Genomic DNA, 17508 nt, shown 5'->3' with positions numbered 1-17508 from the left:
CGCCACGGCGGCGCCGAGCCGCCCGAGGAACCGCCCGGCACGGCCGTCTTGTCCCACGGGTTCTGCACGGCGCCGAAGGCCGAGTTCTCGTTGCCGGAACCCATGGCGAACTCGTCGCAGTTGACCTTGCCCAGGGTGACCATGCCGGCGGCCTGGAATTTTTCCACCACGGTGGCGTCAAACGGGCTGGCGTAGTTGGCCAGCATGTTCGAGCCGGCCGTCGTGCGCCAGCCCTTGGTGACGAACAAATCCTTGTGCGCGATCGGCACGCCCGTCAATGGCGTGGCCGTGCCGTTGGCGATGCGGGCATCCGCTTCGGCCGCTTGCGCCAGGGTCAGGGCACGGTCGACGTGCAAGAAGGCGTTCGAGGTGTCCGCTTCGATGCGGTCGAGGAAATGCGTCGCCAGCGCAACGGCGGAAATTTCCTTGTTCTGCAAAAGCGTGGACAGCTGTTTGATGGATTTTGTATGCATGGCGTTTCTATTTTTTCTATTCGGCAAGGTTGATATTCGTGCACTGCGCCGTTCTAGCGCCTGACAGAAGCGTAGCGAGCGGAAGTGGGTTGTGGCCGGGAAGCGGTGCTGTGCTTTTGCACAGTGAGCATCGGAGGCCGCAAATCGCGACGCGCAGCAGCTTATGCCAGGTGCCAGTTACTCGATGACCTTCGGGACCAGATACAGGCCATCCTGTACCTTCGGCGCCACAGCCTGGTAGTCGTCGCGGCGATTCGTCTCGGTGGCGACGTCTTCGCGCAGGCGCAGGGCGATATTGTCCATGTGGGCGGCCAGCGGATGGCTCAGGGGGGCCACGCCATCAGTATTGACGGCTTGCATTTGCTCGGCCAATGCGAAAATCTTGTTCAATTGCTCCAGCGAATTGACAGCCTGCTCGTCGGCCATTTCAAGTTGCGCCAGGTGGGCGATGCGTTTTACGTCGGATAGAGTCAGGGACATGGCGAATGGCGCGGAGTGCCGCGCATTAGTATTAAGTTGGCGTTTTGATAAAACGCGGGTATTTACTGCTATTTTGCTCACAAAAATCGAAGAATGCCGCGTAACTCGCGGCTGCAAGAGTCGCACTTTTCCATGGTTTTTGAGCAAATCGCATTCAAATTATAAGGTAGAATGGCGGGTTAATGCGTTGCCGGCGCTGATGGACTGCTGCCGCAGCATAGAAAAGATTGCGCAAGCGCTAAGCGAAACCCGGAAAAATCGCCTTTTGGATTTTCAGGGTGCCTGAAAGCGCCCGCTTTGAAACTCCCCATAAACAGCTTTTGCGCAGCTCGATGCGCTACAGGACACTCATGTTTGGTTTTTTACGCAGGTACATCTCCACCGATCTGGCCATTGACTTGGGCACGGCTAACACTCTTATTTATGTACGCGGCCTCGGTATCGTCCTGGACGAGCCGTCCGTCGTCGCCATCCGCCAGGAAGGCGGTCCGAATGGCAAGAAGACCATTCAGGCAGTCGGCAAGGAAGCCAAGCAGATGCTGGGCAAGGTGCCGGGCAATATCGAAGCGATTCGCCCGATGAAAGATGGCGTGATCGCCGACTTCACCGTCACCGAGCAGATGCTCAAGCAATTCATCCGCATGGTGCACGACTCGAAATTCTTCCGTCCATCGCCGCGCATCATCATTTGCGTGCCGTGCGGCTCGACCCAGGTGGAACGCCGCGCGATCCGCGAATCGGCACTCGGCGCCGGCGCCTCGCAGGTGTACCTGATCGAAGAACCGATGGCAGCGGCCATCGGCGCGGGCCTGCCCGTGTCCGAAGCGACCGGCTCGATGGTGGTCGACATCGGCGGCGGCACGACGGAAGTGGGCATCATTTCGCTGGGCGGCATGGTCTACAAGGGTTCCGTGCGCGTCGGCGGCGACAAGTTCGATGAAGCCATCGTCAACTACATCCGCCGCAACTACGGCATGCTGATCGGCGAACAGACGGCCGAAGCCATCAAGAAGGCCATCGGTTCGGCCTTCCCTGGTTCGGAAGTGAAGGAAATGGAAGTCAAGGGCCGTAACCTGTCCGAAGGCATCCCGCGCTCGTTCACCATTTCCAGCAACGAGATCCTCGAAGCGCTGACCGACCCGCTGAACAACATCGTCTCGGCCGTGAAAAACGCGCTGGAACAGACGCCGCCGGAACTGGGCGCCGACATCGCCGAAAAAGGCATGATGCTGACGGGCGGCGGCGCACTGCTGCGCGACCTCGATCGCCTGCTGATGGAGGAAACCGGTCTGCCGGTGCTGGTGGCCGAGGACCCGCTCACCTGCGTGGTGCGCGGTTCCGGGATGGCACTGGAACGTATGGACAAGCTCGGCTCGATCTTCTCCTACGAATAATCTGACAGAAGGGCCGGAACCATTTCCGGCCTTTTTTTGGTTTTGACTCCGGCGTTTGCCCGGGGTTTGCACGTTGGCGCACTGCGCCTGATTATTGGATGTCATGGAATACAGTCCTCCGCCACTTTTCAAACAAGGCGCCTCTGCCCGCGTCAAGATGATGGTGTTCGCCGGCATTTCTATCGCCTTGCTGCTGGTCGATTCGCGCATGCACGCGCTGACGGCAGTGCGCCAGGCCGTCGGCACCGTGCTGTATCCGGTGCAGATGGCGGCCCTGGTGCCGCGCGATGTGGCGCTCGGCGTCGGCAATTACTTTTCTTCGCTGTCGGCCCTGGAAAAACAGGTGCGCGACCTGAAGCACGAACAGATCGCCTCGGCGCAGATACTGCAGCAGGCGCAGCTCAACATCGTCGAAAACAACCATTTGCGCAAGCTGATGGAAGCGCGCGAGCGCGTGCCCGTCAAGACCATGATGGCCGAAGTGCTGTACGACACGCGCGATTCGGCCACGCGCAAGATCGTGCTTGACCGCGGTATCCAGAATGGCGTCGAACTGGGGCGCCCCGTGATCGACAACCTGGGCGTGGTGGGGCAGGTCACGCGCGTGTTCCCGTTTACGTCCGAAGTCACCTTGCTGACGGATGAAGAGCAGGCCATTCCCGTGCAGCTGCTGCGCAATGGCGTGCGCAGCGTGGCCATTGGCCGCGGCAAGTCCGGCACCATGGAATTGCGCTTCACGGCACCCAGCGCCGATATCCAGATCGGCGACATTGTCATTACCTCGGGCCTCGACGGCCTGTATCCGGCCGGCCTGGCCGTGGCGCGCGTGACCCTGGTCGAACGCAATGCGCACGGCCCGTTCGGCCGTGTCGTCTGTCAGCCGCTGGCCGGCATCGAACGCAATACCCAACTCCTCATTCTGATGACGTCGCCCGACATTCCACCGCGCCCGCCCGCCGAAGATATCAAGACGGGCCGCAAGATCGCCGGCAAGATGGCGCCGATCAAGGACCCTGCCAAGGAACCTGCAGCGGCTGCCGCGGCAGCGCCGGCCACCACGCCTGCCGCCAAGCCGCCTGCCGCCAACGCGGCTGCGCCTGCACCGGCAAAACCTGCGACGCCAACGCCCGTACCGGCCGCCGTGCCGCCGAAGGAGGCGACCCGATGAACCGCCCGCATTACATCCTGCTGCCGGTCAGCCCCCTGTTCATCGGTTTTTCCCTGCTGTGCGCTTTTCTGCTGAACCTGCTGCCCTGGGGGCAGTTCGTCGGCGTGCCCGATTTCGTCGCGCTGGTGCTGGTCTTCTGGGGCATCCACCAGCCGCGCAAGGTCGGCATCGGCGTGGCGTTTTTCATGGGCCTGATGATGGACGTGCACGATTCGACCCTGCTGGGCGAAAATGCGCTGGCCTACACCTTGCTCTCGTATTTCGCCATCATGATGCACCGCCGCGTGCTGTGGTTCCCCATCATGACGCAGGCGCTGCACGTGCTGCCGCTGCTGCTGCTGACGCAGGCGCTGCAATTGCTGACGCGCCTGATCGTCTCGGGGCGCTTCCCCGGCTGGCTCAATTTCATCGAGAGTTTTGTCGCCGTCGCCCTGTGGCCCATCGTCACGTGGATCCTGCTGGCGCCGCAGCGCCGCGCCGTGGACCGCGACCACAACCGCCCGATCTGACGAGCGCCCGCAATGACCGAACTGAAAAATACCGAGCGCGAACTGCATTTTTTCCGCATGCGCCTCACCGTGCTGGGCGCGCTCGTCTTTGTCTGCTTTTCACTGCTGCTGGCGCGCTTCATCTGGCTACAGGTGATCAAGCACGAGGACTATGCCACCAAGGCCGAGGATAACCGCATCGCCGTGGTGCCCATCGTGCCTACGCGCGGCTTGATCCTCGACCGCAATGGCGTGGTCCTGGCGCGCAATTATTCAGCCTACACGCTGGAAATCACGCCATCGAAACTCAGTGCCAGCCTCGATTCCGTGATCGACGAGCTGTCGACCCTGGTGCAGATCGATATCAAGGACCGCCGCCGCTTCAAGAAGCTGCTGGAAGAGTCGAAGAATTTTGTCAGCGTGCCGCTGCGCACGCGCCTGACGGACGAGGAAGTGGCGCGTTTCACGGCGCACCGTTTCCGCTTCCCCGGCGTGGAAGTGCAGGCGCGCCTGTTCCGCCAGTATCCGATGGGCGAAGTGGCGTCGCACGTGGTGGGCTTCATCGGCCGCATCAACCGCAATGAAGCCAAGGCGCTGGAAGAGGGCGAGGACGCCGCCAACTACAACGGCACCGACCATATCGGCAAGGAAGGCCTGGAGAAAAGCTACGAGAAGCAGCTGCACGGCACCACCGGCTACGAAGAGGTGGAAGTGTCGGCCGGCGGGCGCGCCATGCGCACCCTGTCGCGCACGGCGGCCACGCCTGGCAATAATCTGATCCTGTCGATCGACATCGAACTGCAGAAAGTGGTCGAGGAAGCGTTCGGCGAATGGCGCGGCGCGGCCGTGGCCATCGACCCGGCCACCGGCGACATCCTGGCCTATGTTTCCAAGCCAGGCTACGATCCGAACCTGTTCGTCGACGGCATCGACCAGCAAAGCTGGAACGAACTCAATACCTCGCTGGACCGGCCGATGGTCAACCGTCCCCTGTCCGGCACTTACGCGCCCGGCTCGACCTTCAAGCCCTTCATGGCGCTGGCCGCGCTGGAACTGGGCAAGCGCACGCCAAGCCAGTCGATTTCCGATCCCGGTTTCTTCATGCTGGGCGGGCATATGTTCCGCGACGATAAAGTGGGTGGCCACGGCACGGTCGACATGCACAAGTCCATCGTCGTCTCGTGCAATACCTATTACTACCAACTGGGCCGCGACATGGGCATCGACGCCATCCACGACTTCATGAAACCGTTCGGCTTCGGCCAGCTGACGGGCATCGACCTGAATAACGAAAAGACGGGCGTGCTGCCGTCGACGGAATGGAAGCGCAACCGCTTCAAGACGCCGCAGCAGAAAAAATGGGTGGGCGGCGACACGATTTCGGTGAGTAACGGCTCCGGCTACAACTCCTACACACCGCTGCAGATCGCCCACGCGACGGCCAACCTGGCGAATAATGGCGTGGTGATGAAGCCGCATCTGGTGAAAATCATCGAAGACGCCAACACGCGTGCGCGCACCCTGACGGTGCCGAAGGAAAGCTACCGCATTCCGCTCAAGCAGGAAAACATCGACACCATCAAGCGCGCCATGGTCGGCGTGACCAGCGAGCAGGGCGGCACGGCCGCGCGCATCTTCACCGGCGTGCAGTACACGGTGGGCGGCAAGACGGGTACTGCGCAGGTGGTGGGCATCAAGAAAAACGAGAAGTACAATGCCAAGCTGCTGGCCGAGCGCCTGCGCGACAACGCCTTGTTTACGGCCTTCGCGCCGGCCGACAAGCCGCGCATCGCGATTGCCATCGTGGTGGAAAACGCCGGCTTCGGTGCCGGCGTGGCCGCGCCGATCGCGCGCAAGGCGCTCGACTACTACCTGCTGGGCAAGCGTCCGAGCGACAAGGAAAAAGAAACCACCAAGGTGCCGAAGGAAGATGTCGACGAAGTGCGCACCCTGGAAGAAATCACTGACGAGCAGGCCGCCCCGGCACCTGCCAGGCAATAAGGAAGCACATGCCCATTAACGAGAGGCGCTCGCTGTGGCGGCGCGCCAAACCCTATCTGGCGGTATTCGATCCGCCGCTGATGGTGATCATCCTGATGCTGCTCAGTACCAGCCTGCTGACCCTGTACTCGGCCAGCATCGGCATCCCCGGCAAGATCGAAGACCATCTGCGCAATATGCTGCTGTGCTTTTTCGTCATGTGGCTGGCCGCGAATGTCACGCCGCAGATGATGATGCGCATCGCCGTGCCGGCCTACACGGTATCGGTGCTGCTGCTGGTGGCCGTGGCGCTGTTCGGCACCATCAAGCTCGGCGCGCGGCGCTGGCTGCATATCGGCGTGATCGACATCCAGCCGTCCGAATTCCTGAAGATCGCCACGCCGCTGATGCTGGCCTGGTTCTTCCAGCACAATGCGGGCGCGCTGCGCTGGAAAGCGTTCGCCGTGGCTGCCGCGCTGCTGCTGGTGCCCGTCTACCTGATCGCGCGCCAGCCTGACCTGGGCACGGCGCTGCTGGTGGTGGCGGCCGGTTTTACCGTCATCTTCCTGGCCGGCCTGTCGTGGAAAGTGATGGTGGGCTTGTTCCTCGCCGTCGCCTGCTACCTGCCGATCGCCTGGTCGCACCTGCATGACTACCAGCGCGACCGCGTGATGATGCTGATCGACCCGACCAAGGACCCGCTGGGCAAGGGCTTCCACATCATCCAGTCCATCATCGCCATCGGTTCGGGCGGCATGACGGGCAAGGGCTGGACGCACGGCACGCAAGCCCACCTGGAGTTCGTGCCGGAGCGCACGACCGACTTCATCTTCGCCGTGTATTCGGAAGAGTTTGGCCTGGTCGGCAACTTGATCCTGATGCTGATGTATTTACTGCTGGTGGGACGGGGGCTGATGATCGCCGCCAACGCCCCCAGTTTTTTCACTCGCCTGCTGGCAGGAGCGATTACCATGATTTTCTTTACTTACGCCTTCGTCAACATGGGCATGGTCAGCGGCATCGTGCCGGTGGTCGGCGTGCCCTTGCCATTCCTCAGCTACGGCGGCACCGCGCTGCTGACCCTGGGCGTCGCCTCCGGCATCCTGATGAGCATTCAGCGCCACCGCAAGCTGGTGCAGACCTGATGCGCGCGCCTGTCGATACCTTCGCCATGCGCGCAATGGGCCTGGCTGTCTTGCTGACCCTGGCCGCCTGCGGCACCACGCCGCAAAAGCCCGCGTCGGGCAATGTGCCCATGCCGTCCGGCGGCAAGGTCAAGTCCCCCGTGCGCCAGGATCCTACCTTGCCCGCCTTGCCGGCGGCCGGTTCCGGACGCGGCGGCTACTACAAGGATGACGGCCCGGGCGACAATCCGCCGCCCAACCTGCGCGACGTTCCCGACGCGGAAGTGCGCAACGAGCCGTATTCCACGCGCTCGAACCGCCCCTACGTCGTCTTCGGCAAGACCTACACGCCGATCACCAACAATGAACCGTTTACGCAGCGCGGCACGGGTACCTGGTATGGCAAGAAATTCCATGGCCAGCGCACCTCGTCGGGCGAAATCTACGACATGTACAAGATGACGGCGGCCCATCCGACCTTGCCGATTCCATCGTATGCGCGCGTGACGAGCATCGACAGCGGCGAGCAGGTGATCGTGCGCATCAATGACCGCGGACCATTCCACGCCACGCGCGTGATTGACGTGTCCTACACGGCGGCACTGAAACTGGGCTTCCTGGGCAAGGGCAGCCACCAGGTGGTGGTCGAGCGCCTGCTGCCGGCCGATATCGACGCCATCCTGGCTGCCCGCGCGGCGCCGAAACCGGTGCCTTCCGTCGTCGCCATCTCCATCGATACGCCGGTGGAAACGGGCGCCGTGGTGCAGCCGGAAGTGTCGTCGCAGATGCTGCCCGTCGATGCGACGGTGGCCATGCCTGCACCGGTGGCGCTGGCCAGCGGCTTCTATTTGCAGCTGGGCGCCTACTCGCGCGCCGACAATGCGGAATCGGGACGTTCGCGCCTGGCGCCGTATGCGGCAGCCCTGGGGTCCCTGGGCGTGGTGCAGGCCGGTAACCTGTTCCGCCTGTACGGCGGACCGTTTTCCAGCCGCGCCGAGGCGGCCCGCGCGGCGGCGAATTTACCGGAATCGACAGGCATCAAGCCCATCGTCATCGAAAGATAAGCGTAGGTCGGATTAGGCGCAAGGCGCCGTAATCCGACGCGATTGTCAGCAGTCATTTACAGGCGCGCAGTTCCTGTTCCGGGAACTGCGCCTTGATCTTCTCCAGGCGCGCGCGCGTGGCGGCGTCGAGGTCGCGGAACTGGTAGGCCAGCTGCTTGCTGGCGCTGTAGCGGGGAGCGATGCGGGCGCTGTGCACGCCCTGCTTGTTCAGCGATGCCAGCTGGGTTTGCGCGCCGCTTTCCGACTTGAACACGCCCAGCGAAATGCCCCAGCGCTGCGGACTGCTTTCATTCATGATGAAGTAGTTCGTCACGCCCAGCTGCTTCAATTCGCCGGCCTTGCGGTCGGCGCCCTCCTTGCTGCCCTGCGGCGGGATGTACACCATGTAGCTGGAAATCTCCTGGCCGGCCACGTTGCGGCGCGACTGGCGGTCGCCCAGGTCCAGCGACGCTACTTGCGCTTCGAAACGGCGGCCATCGGCCAGCAGGAAATTGCCCACCTCCGTGCAGGCATACGATAGCGGAGCTGCCGCTGCGACCGCCGCTGGCGCCGGGCTTTCTTCGGCGGCGGGCGGCGTGGCGGGCGCCGTGGCCTGTTCCTGCGTCAGCAAGGTGAGCTTGGTCGCCTGCAGCTGGTTTTTCAGGCGCGCCGGTTCGCGCGTCTCGCTGCGAAAACTGCCCAGATAACCCTGGCCGATGGCAAACACCAGCAGGTTCACGCCGGCCAGCAGCCAGAAGACGAATTTCAGCATGCGTGTTCTCCTTGAATTGCCGCTGCGCCGCCTGCGCGCGCGGCCGCCTGTAAACCAAGCATGACGATATTGTCCACCAGATGCAGCGGCACGGACAGGGCCAGGGCTTGCGCGATACGCGGCGCGGCGCCGCCGGACAGCAGGCAGGCGCTGGCGCCATGCATGCGCACGGCCCGTTCGATGGCGCCCGCCTGCGCCGCCAGGCAACCCGAGAGGATGGCGTCGTCCGTGTTGTCGGCAAAGCCGGCCGGCAGGGGGCTGCCGCTGGCGATCTGCGGCAATTGCGCCGTATTGCGCGCCAGCGAACTGGCCATCAGCCCGAGTCCCGGCAAGATCATCCCGCCGAGGAAAACGCCATCGGCCGTGAGGGCGTCGATGGTGGTGGCGGTGCCGCAATTGGCGACGATGACGGCCTGGCCCGGCGCCAGCGCGTGCGCGCCGATGGCGGCGGCAAAACGGTCGCAGCCCAGCTGGGACGGCTCGCGGTAGGCGTTGCTCACGCCGGCCAGATGCGGCAGCGAGGCAAACGTGGCGATGGACTGCGGCGGCAGATTGGCCGGCAGCTGTGCGCGCAGGCGCGCGCCGATGGCCGCGCCGGCCACGTTCGACAGCAGCACGCCGGAAATGGCCAGGCCGCCCCAGGCAGCCTGCAAGGTATCGAGCTGCGCATGCGCCACGGCGCCGCTGGCCAGCCAGGCGCCAGCCGCGCCGGTGGGGGCGGCAAGGGCCCATTTGATGCGCGTGTTGCCGGCGTCGATCAGCAGGAGCATGCGCTTACTCCCCGGCCAGGCGCAGGGAAACGTCGCCTGACATGATGTGCTGCACGCCGTCCGCGCCGTGCAGCAGCAGGCGGCCCAGTTCATCCACGCCGACCGCCACGCCTTGCTGCAGCAGCTGGCCATTGTCGAGGATTTTCACGTGCTGGCCCTGCCAGGCGTGCAGCAAATTCCAGCGCTCCGTGAACGGCGCAAAGCCCGTATCGTCGAATTCGGCCAGCACGCCAGCCAGGCGGCTGAGCAAGGCCGCCACCAGGGTATTGCGCTCCATCTGCGCCAGCCAGGGCACGGCCGAGACGCTGCGCCCGATCTGCTGTTCCAGCGCATCGGGCATCAACAGATTGATGCCGCAGCCGATCACGGCCCACACGCCGCCATCCGCTGCCTGCTGCGTCTCGACGAGGATGCCGGCCAGTTTGTGGCCATCCTTGAGCATGTCGTTCGGCCATTTCAGCTGCACCGGCACGCCCAGCGACGTCATGCTTTCGGCCAGTGCCACGCCGACGGCCAGCGGCAAGCCGATCAGCCGGTGCAACGGTCCCTTGAAGGGCCAGGCCAGCGAGAACATCAGGCTGGCATCGGCCTGCGACACCCAGGGGCGTCCGGCGCGCCCGCGGCCGGCCGTCTGCTGGCCGGCGATGCGCAGGGTCGCTCCGGCCAGGGTGGCGCAACGGGCCAGCAGGTCGGCGTTGGTCGATCCCGTTTCGTCAACCACTTCGATGGCCACATGGGCGGCGCCCGTGGCGCAATGGGCGGAAATCGCCGTGCTGTTCAGGTCTGCGTGCTTCGTCATAGGGATATCAGTTTGTTACTGGCTGTCGCCGGATGGCGTGCTGCGCGCCTTGTGCGGCGCGTTGGCGAAGGCCATGTCGTAGACGGCATTGGGCAGTGCGCGCAGCACTTTGGCGACGACGCCCATCTGCCACGGGATCACGCGGTAGCTGTCGCCGTCGGCGATGGCGCGCGCGGCGCGTTCGGCGAATTTGCCAGCTGGCATCAGGAACGGCATGCGGTAGGCATTGTGCCGCGTCATCGGCGTGTCGATGTAGCCGGGCGTGATGGTGACGACCTTGACGCCGGCCGGCTTGAGTTCCAGGCGCAGCGATTCGCAGTAGCTGATCACTGCCGCCTTCGAGGCGCTGTACGCTTCGGCGCCGGGCAGGCCGCGGATGCCGGCCACGCTGCCGATGCCCACCAGGCGTCCGCTGCCCTGCGCCTGCATGGTGGCGATGAAGGGGGCGAAGGTGGCGACGGTGGCCGTGACATTGATGGCCATCAGGCGGGCGAAGGCGTCGAGGTCTTCCGCGTGTTCGCTCAAGGTGCCGTACGAGACGCCGGCGCTGGCGATGACGACGTCGATGCCGCCGGCCTGGCCGATGAAGTCAGCGGCCGCGTTTTTCAGGGCGGCGTGGTCGCACACATCGACGGCGTAGGCGCGGTGGCGTTCAGGGTGGTGCAGGGTGGCGATCAGTTGCTGCAGGGTCTCGCCGCGGCGGGCCAGCAGGCCAAGCCGGGCACCCTGGCGTGCGTAGTGCTGCGCCAGGGCGGCGCCCAGGCCGCTCGACGCGCCCGTGATGAAAACGCGCTGCATCAGGCGATGCCCGGGCGCGCCAGGGAAGGGCGCATGCTTATTTCTTTTCCGCTTTGGCTTTTGCCACCAGCACGTCCATCACGGTCAACGCCTGGGCGTTCAGCTGCTCTTCGTTCTGTGCCGACTTGCTGCCCTGGTTCGCCTGCGACGGCGAGGTGATGTAGCGGCCATCGATGGCGATCATGGGCCAGAACGTCACGTTATATGCCTGCATCATCGAGTCGGCATGGCGCACGCGGGCCGAGATGCCCATCGAACGGTAGGTGTCGATGAATTTCTGGCGGTCCACGCCCTGCTTGGCGACGAAGTCGAACACGGCATCATCGGTGGCCAGGCGGTTGCGCTCCACGTGCATGGCATTGAATACCTTGGCATGCAGCTTGTCGGTCAGGCCCATGGCTTGCATGGTGAAGAACAAGCGCTGCTGCGGCGCCACGCTGTCATCGCGTGACACGTGCACGCGCTTGAAGACGATGTTGTCGCCCTGTTTCTTGACCCAGGCCGCCAGCTGCGGTTCGAGCACATTGCAATGGGGGCAGTAGTAGGCGAAAAACTCCGTTACTTCGACCTTCTTGCCCGACTCCGTCGCCTGCGGCGTGGCCAGGGTTTCGTATTCGACGCCGTTCTTTGGCTCGGCCGGGGAGGCGGATGCGCCCATGGCGGCGCCGCACAGGGCGGCGGCAAACAGGACTTTTTTCAGAAAACGCATGCTGGTTCCTTATTTTTGGTTGCGGACGACGGCGACATCGATGCCGTTTTCGGACAGTTTGGTACGTGCGCGGTTCATCGCTTCGAGCTGGTTGAATGGCCCGACCCTGACGCGGTGCAGCACGCCGGCGTCGGTGCTGCGGTCGCTGATGGCCGCTTCAAATCCCAGCAGCGCCAGTTTGCCGCGCGTGCTTTCGGCGTCCGCCATGTCATGGAAGGCGCCAGCCTGCAGATAATAAATCCATTTGTCGCCCGCCGCATCGGTCTTCGCTTGCGGCGCTGGCGCGGCGGCCGGTGTTTTCGGCGCCGGCTTTTCCTTCAAGGTGCCGATGAGTTCCTGCAGCGCATCCGGTGGCGGCGCCTTTGGCTGCTGCGCTGGCGCGGGCGCCGGTGCAGGGGATGCCGGCTGCGTTGGCGAGGCGACTTCGCGCGGCTCCTTGGAGAAGTCGCGCGCCGCTTCCTTGGCCGCTTCCTTGTTGCCGTACATCGGCTTGTTCGGGTCGGCGATCTGGCCGGCCGTCGGTTCGGCCGATTTGCCGGCGCGGCCCGACTTGTCGGTAAATGGCGAGGAGCCCTTGGTGATCACCAGGGCGACCACCACGGCGATGCCCAGGCCGATGACCAGGCCGATGATGATGCCGACCAGGGTATTGCCCTGCTGGCGGCGGGCGGAAGAAAAGCGGGAAGCGTGACTCATGTACGGTTTGACCTTCGCGATTACATTTTGCTTGGCGCGGATACGCCAATCAGGGCCAGGCCATTGCGCAGCACCTGGCGCGCGGCGACCACCAGGGCCAGGCGGGCCAGCTTGACGGCTTCGTCCTCGACCAGCACTTTTTCAGCGAAGTAGAAGCTGTGCAGGTTGGCTGCCAGGTCGCGCAGGTAGAAGGCGACCTGGTGCGGTCCCAGTTCCGCTTGCGCGCGCGCCAGGGTTTCCGGATAGGCGGCCAGGGTTGCCAGCAGGGTCGCTTCGGTCGGCGCGGTGAGTGGAGATAAATCAACGCCGGCGATCGTGCTTTCATCGCCGCCCCAGTTTTCCAGGATGCGGCAGATGCGCGCATGCGCGTACTGCACGTAATACACGGGGTTTTCATCCGTGGTTTTCAGCGCCACATCGACGTCGAAGACGAACTCCGTATCGGCCTTGCGCGAGATCAGGAAGAAGCGCACGGCGTCGCGGCCCTTGGCGATGTCGCCGCCGCCCGACCATTCGATCAGGTCGCGCACGGTCACGTAGGAACCGGCGCGCTTCGAGATTTTCACTTCCTCGCCGTCCTTCATGACGGTGACCATCTTGTGCAGCACGTAGTCGGGGTAGCCTTGCGGGATGCCCATGTCGACCGCTTGCAGGCCGGCGCGCACGCGGGCGATGGTGCCGTGGTGGTCGCTGCCCTGGATATTGATGGCCTGCACGAAGCCGCGCTGCCATTTCACCAGGTGATACGCGACGTCCGGCACGAAATACGTGTAGGTGCCGTCCGTCTTGCGCATGACGCGGTCCTTGTCGTCGCCGAAGTCGGTGGTGCGCAGCCACAGCGCGCCATCCTGCTCATACGTGTGGCCGGCCTTGATCAGGGTTTCCACTGCGCTGTTGACCTTGCCGTCCGCATACAGCGACGATTCCAGATAGTAATTGTCGAACTTCACGCCGAACGCCTGCAGGTCGATGTCCTGCTCGTTGCGCAGGTAAGTGACGGCGAACGGGCGGATCGAATCGATGTCCTCGACGTTGCCATTGGCCGTGGCAGGCAGGCCATCGCTGGCCGAGACGGTCTTGCCGGCCTTGAAGTCGTTGGCGATGTCGGCGATGTAGTCGCCGTTGTAGGCGGACTCCGGCCATTCGGCGTCGCCCGGCTTGAAGCCGCGCGCGCGCGCCTGCACGGAATTGGCCAGGGTCTGGATCTGCACGCCCGCGTCGTTATAGTAGAACTCGCGCGTCACCTGATAGCCTTGCGCGTCGAACAGCGACGACAGGGCGTCGCCCAGCGCTGCCTGGCGGCCATGGCCCACGTGCAGCGGACCGGTCGGGTTGGCCGACACGAATTCCAGGATGACTTGCTTGCCGGCGCCTGCCGTGCTGCGGCCAAAGCTGTCGCCTTCGCCCAGGATGGTTTTCACGACGGCCTGTTTCGCGGCGTTCGACACGCGCACGTTGATGAAGCCGGGGCCGGCGATTTCCACCGCTTCGACCAGGCCCTTGCCGGCCGGATTGGCCAGCACGGCCGTGACGATGGTTTGCGCCAGTTCGCGCGGATTCTGTTTCAGCTGCTTGGCCAGTTGCATGGCGATGTTGCAGGCGACGTCGCCATGCGATGCATCGCGTGGCCGCTCGAGCACCACGCTAGGCGCAAGCGAAGTGCCGGCCAGGACGGGAGCGAGGGCGGCCTGGAACAGGGCGATGATTTCTTGTTTCTGTTGGGCGAGCATGAGCAGGATGGCGGTGGAACCGCGTTAAGAATGAATAGAATGAATCCAAAAGCAAAACGGACGGCGTTGGCAACAGCCGCCCGGACTGCGTTAATTATACTGGTTTGCCGGCGGGAACAATACGCTTGCGCACCCGTTGGCGGGTGAGCACCCGTGCGCAGGTATTTCACGATATTATCAGGACGGCATGCTCTTGTTGGTGCATGAAAACATCAGCATGCGGCATTCTGCTTGTATATATGCAGTTTTTTGCCGCAATTTACATTGATCGCTGCAATCGCCTGGTTCAGAGGGCGCCACAAACGCTACAATCGACCCTTTATTGATGACGCGCGGCCGTGAGTGCAATTGCCGCCAGCCGCGCGCAGCCACACCGGATAATTTATGAACAAGCGCCCAACGCTGAAATTGAAAACCAAGCCGGCGCCAGGCCCGGCCACTCCGCCAAAATTGCGTCCCAGCTACCATCCCGACCTGAAACCAGTCTTGCAGCCAGGCTTCCAGCCGGATTTGCGCGCCGATTCGCTGGCGTTTTGCCTGCTGGGCGCGGCCAATGCCGTGGCGCAAGTACGCACCGGCACGGCTCTGCCACAAGCGCTGGCCAAGGTATTTGCGCAGTCGAATGCCAGCCCGCAGGCGCGTGGCGCCATCCAGGACATTTCCTACCGCACCATGCGCCAGCTGGGCCGCAGCGAAACCCTGGTTGGCCTGATGACCTCGAAAGCACCCGAGCCGCCGATGCTGGCCGCGCTGCTGTGCTGCGCGCTGTCGCTGATGTCGGCCGAAGCGGACGAACAGCCGTATGAAGAATTCACGGTCGTCGACCAGGCTGTCACGGTGGCCACGTCGCACCCTGACCTGGCGCATGCCAAGGGCATGGTTAACGCTGTTTTGCGGCGTTTCCTGCGCGAACGCAGATCCCTGCTGGAAGCGGCCCTGCAGCAGCCGCTGGCGCAATGGAACTATCCGCAGTGGTGGATCGACTCGCTGCGTCTGGCCTATCCGCGCGACTGGCAAGCCATTTTGACGGCGGGCAACGCCGTGCCGCCCTTGACCTTGCGCGTGAACCGCCGCAAGAGCACGGTGGAAGCGTACCTGGCCGTGCTGGCGGAAGCGGGCATCGCCGCGCGCCAGGTGGGACCGTTCGCCGTGCGCCTCGACAAGCCGATCGGCGTGGCGCTGATTCCCGGTTTCGAGCAGGGCGTCGTGTCCGTGCAAGATGCCGGCGCGCAACTGGCCGCGCCGCTGCTCGACTTGCAGGACGGCATGCGCGTGCTCGATGCCTGCGCCGCGCCTGGCGGCAAGACGTGCCATATCCTGGAACTGGCCGACGTGCAGGTGACGGCCATCGACGCGGACGCCAAGCGCCTGCCGCGCATCGCGGAAAACCTCGAGCGCCTGGGACTGGACGCCACCTTGAAGGCGCAGGACGCGCAATCGAGCGCCTGGTGGGATGGCCAGCAGTTCGACCGCATCCTGGCCGACGTGCCGTGCACGGCGTCGGGCATCGTGCGCCGCCATCCGGATATCCGCTGGCTGCGCCGCAAGGGTGACGCGTTCCAACTTGCAACACTTTCATCCAAAATTCTGGACAACCTGTGGCAGATGCTGCGCCCCGATGGTAAATTGCTGTTCGTGACTTGTTCATTGTGGCCGCAAGAGTCCGAGGCGCAGGCGGCAGCATTTGCGGTGCGTAATAATGCGACCCGCTTGACCGCCCCTGGTCAGCTGTTGCCAACTGGCAGCGCGGAGCAGGACCATGACGGTTTGTTCTATGCGCTATTCCAAAAAAATGCGGCTTGAGCGATTCGTCGAACCTTTTCTTACGGACACGACCGGCACACTTGTGACAACACGACTCTTCCGACTCCTGGCCCTGCTGCTGATGCTGGCATGTAGCATGCCGCGCGCGCATGCCGCCGATATGGTCGAGATCACCCGCGCCTACATCGAGTCGAGCGAAGAAGGCTACAAGCTGGCCGCCACGTATTCCTTCGAGCTCAATCACGACCTCGATGACGCGGTACAGCACGGCGTGCCCCTGTTTTTCACGACGGAAATCGAACTGACCCGGCCCCGCTGGTACTGGTTCGATGAAAAGGCCATCGTGGCGCGCCAGACCAGCCGGCTGTCCTATAACGTGCTGACGCGGCAATACCATGTCTCGACGGGGGGCGGTGTGCAGCAGAGCTTTGCCAACCTCGACGACGCGCTGTTCCTGATCCGCCGGCCCAGCCGCTGGCTGGTGGCGCCGCGCGGCGCGCTGAAAGTGGGCCAGACGTATAACGTGACCTTGCGCATGGGCATGGACCGCGACTATCTGCCCAAGCCGATACAGGTCAATGCCTTCAATAACAGTGACTGGCGCCTGGCTTCGAATAAAAAAACCTTTTTGTATACGGCGGAGTAGTGAGTCAAGCATTGCGCTATCTGCTGGTGGTGGGCGGCGGCATTGTCAGTATCCTGCTGTTCCTGCTGGCGTCGGCTTCCGACAATTCCGGTTTCTTCGACCGCTACTATTCCTGGCTGCTGGGCCTGAACGCGGCCGTGGCCGTCTCGTTGCTGGCGCTGGTCGGCATTTCCCTCGGGCGCTTGTACGCGCGCTATAAAAGCGGCAAGTTCGGCTCCAAGCTGATGACGCGCCTGGTGATGCTGTTTGCCATCGTCGGCATCCTGCCCGGCCTGGTGATTTTCGTCGTCTCGGTGCGTTTTGTTTCCCACTCGATCGAATCGTGGTTCAACGTCAAGATCGAGGCGGCGCTGGAATCGGGCCTGGAACTGGGGCGCGCCGGCCTCGATACGGCCCTCGTCGAGCTTGACAAGCGGGGCCACAAGGCCGTCGACGAGCTGCGCGCCGACCCCGTGGCCGGTCCCGCCGTGCTGACTAGCCTGCTGCGCGAAGAGGGGATGCAAAATGTCATGATCGTCAGCGGCGATGGCGTGCTGCTGGCCAGCGCCGGCCCGCACAGCGCGGCCGACTTGCCGACCCCCGCCATGCTGGCGCAGGCGGCCTTGCCGGCCGGCTACGCCTCCGCGGAAGGGGGGCTGGAACTGCATGACGACAGCATGGAATCGGGCGGTGGC

Annotated in this window: 18 protein-coding genes and 1 pseudogene; 10 read left to right on the top strand and 9 right to left on the bottom strand. The window is 63.8% G+C overall.

The genetic code is table 11. The features are described 5' to 3' along the window. Both JaAD80_RS26430 and gatC read right to left on the bottom strand, forming a co-directional pair. A partial coding sequence (locus tag JaAD80_RS26430) for an amidase (RefSeq protein ID WP_258003196.1) occupies positions 1 to 473 on the bottom strand: 473 nt, incomplete at its 3' end. A gap of 177 nt (positions 474 to 650) precedes the next feature. Continuing rightward, entirely contained in the window at positions 651 to 953 is a 303-nt protein-coding gene (gatC, locus tag JaAD80_RS26425; RefSeq protein ID WP_102298999.1) for an Asp-tRNA(Asn)/Glu-tRNA(Gln) amidotransferase subunit GatC, read from the bottom strand. Between gatC and JaAD80_RS30485 the strand changes: the two genes are divergently transcribed. The 7 genes from JaAD80_RS30485 to JaAD80_RS26395 all read left to right on the top strand — a co-directional run bounded on the left by JaAD80_RS30485 (position 952) and on the right by JaAD80_RS26395 (position 8171). Beyond that, positions 952 to 1239, top strand: a complete 288-nt coding sequence (locus tag JaAD80_RS30485; protein ID WP_146012548.1) for a hypothetical protein — start codon at positions 952 to 954, stop codon at positions 1237 to 1239. The genes gatC and JaAD80_RS30485 overlap by 2 nt on opposite strands. Positions 1240 to 1303: 64 nt before the next feature. After that, the gene (locus JaAD80_RS26420) at positions 1304 to 2347 is read left to right on the top strand and encodes a rod shape-determining protein (RefSeq protein ID WP_010393186.1); all 1044 of its coding nucleotides are present in this window, start codon (positions 1304 to 1306) and stop codon (positions 2345 to 2347) included. Positions 2348 to 2450: 103 nt separating this feature from the next. After that, positions 2451 to 3515 (top strand): rod shape-determining protein MreC, encoded by a 1065-nt coding sequence (gene mreC, locus JaAD80_RS26415; RefSeq protein ID WP_102298997.1) that lies wholly within the window; start codon positions 2451 to 2453, stop codon positions 3513 to 3515. Next, positions 3512 to 4024, top strand: a complete 513-nt coding sequence (gene mreD / locus JaAD80_RS26410) for a rod shape-determining protein MreD (RefSeq protein ID WP_034749354.1) — start codon at positions 3512 to 3514, stop codon at positions 4022 to 4024. The genes mreC and mreD overlap by 4 nt, the downstream gene beginning before the upstream one ends. Positions 4025 to 4036: 12 nt before the next feature. Then, positions 4037 to 6004, top strand: coding sequence for a penicillin-binding protein 2 (mrdA, locus tag JaAD80_RS26405; RefSeq protein WP_102298995.1), 1968 nt, complete (start codon positions 4037 to 4039; stop codon positions 6002 to 6004). Between the two features lie 8 nt (positions 6005 to 6012). Continuing rightward, entirely contained in the window at positions 6013 to 7128 is a 1116-nt protein-coding gene (gene rodA, locus JaAD80_RS26400) for a rod shape-determining protein RodA (protein ID WP_102298993.1), read from the top strand. Further along, complete coding sequence (locus tag JaAD80_RS26395) at positions 7128 to 8171, top strand: septal ring lytic transglycosylase RlpA family protein (RefSeq protein ID WP_102298992.1); 1044 nt, start codon at positions 7128 to 7130, stop codon at positions 8169 to 8171. Before rodA ends, JaAD80_RS26395 begins: the two co-directional genes overlap by 1 nt. A 52-nt stretch (positions 8172 to 8223) precedes the next feature. Here JaAD80_RS26395 and JaAD80_RS26390 read toward each other — a convergent pair whose 3' ends face one another. Genes JaAD80_RS26390 through argS form a run of 7 tightly spaced genes read right to left on the bottom strand, consistent with a single transcriptional unit; the run spans position 8224 to position 14424 of the window. Continuing rightward, positions 8224 to 8922, bottom strand: a complete 699-nt coding sequence (locus tag JaAD80_RS26390; RefSeq protein WP_102298990.1) for an SPOR domain-containing protein — start codon at positions 8920 to 8922, stop codon at positions 8224 to 8226. Beyond that, on the bottom strand, positions 8916 to 9692 hold the full coding sequence (locus JaAD80_RS26385) for a type III pantothenate kinase (protein WP_102298989.1): 777 nt from the start codon (positions 9690 to 9692) through the stop codon (positions 8916 to 8918). The genes JaAD80_RS26390 and JaAD80_RS26385 overlap by 7 nt, the downstream gene beginning before the upstream one ends. Before the next feature lie 4 nt (positions 9693 to 9696). Next, positions 9697 to 10491 (bottom strand): biotin--[acetyl-CoA-carboxylase] ligase, encoded by a 795-nt coding sequence (locus JaAD80_RS26380; protein WP_102298987.1) that lies wholly within the window; start codon positions 10489 to 10491, stop codon positions 9697 to 9699. 15 nt (positions 10492 to 10506) lie between these two features. Further along, a complete protein-coding gene (locus JaAD80_RS26375) occupies positions 10507 to 11289 on the bottom strand; it encodes an SDR family oxidoreductase (protein WP_102298986.1) in 783 nt (260 codons plus the stop codon). 37 nt (positions 11290 to 11326) lie between these two features. Next, positions 11327 to 11998, bottom strand: coding sequence for a thiol:disulfide interchange protein DsbA/DsbL (locus tag JaAD80_RS26370; RefSeq protein ID WP_102298984.1), 672 nt, complete (start codon positions 11996 to 11998; stop codon positions 11327 to 11329). 9 nt (positions 11999 to 12007) lie between these two features. Further along, the gene (locus JaAD80_RS26365) at positions 12008 to 12694 is read right to left on the bottom strand and encodes an SPOR domain-containing protein (protein WP_102298983.1); all 687 of its coding nucleotides are present in this window, start codon (positions 12692 to 12694) and stop codon (positions 12008 to 12010) included. A 20-nt stretch (positions 12695 to 12714) separates the two neighbouring features. Further along, the gene (argS, locus tag JaAD80_RS26360; protein ID WP_102298981.1) at positions 12715 to 14424 is read right to left on the bottom strand and encodes an arginine--tRNA ligase; all 1710 of its coding nucleotides are present in this window, start codon (positions 14422 to 14424) and stop codon (positions 12715 to 12717) included. A gap of 384 nt (positions 14425 to 14808) precedes the next feature. Between argS and rsmB the strand changes: the two genes are divergently transcribed. From rsmB to JaAD80_RS26345, 3 genes and pseudogenes are all read left to right on the top strand, one after another. Then, positions 14809 to 16227 (top strand): 16S rRNA (cytosine(967)-C(5))-methyltransferase RsmB, encoded by a 1419-nt coding sequence (gene rsmB / locus JaAD80_RS26355; protein ID WP_102298979.1) that lies wholly within the window; start codon positions 14809 to 14811, stop codon positions 16225 to 16227. Positions 16228 to 16270: 43 nt separating this feature from the next. Further along, complete coding sequence (locus JaAD80_RS26350; protein ID WP_258003194.1) at positions 16271 to 16834, top strand: DUF4390 domain-containing protein; 564 nt, start codon at positions 16271 to 16273, stop codon at positions 16832 to 16834. Next, a pseudogene (locus JaAD80_RS26345) lies at positions 16834 to 17508 on the top strand (PAS domain-containing sensor histidine kinase); the annotation flags it as partial. The gene JaAD80_RS26350 and the pseudogene JaAD80_RS26345, both read left to right, overlap by 1 nt.

The sequence above is a fragment of the Janthinobacterium sp. AD80 genome (assembly GCF_002878455.1).
In the GTDB taxonomy this organism is placed as follows: Bacteria; Pseudomonadota; Gammaproteobacteria; order Burkholderiales; family Burkholderiaceae_D; genus Janthinobacterium.
Note: the sequence above shows the minus strand (reverse complement) of the source record. Positions and strands in the feature narration are given on the sequence as shown.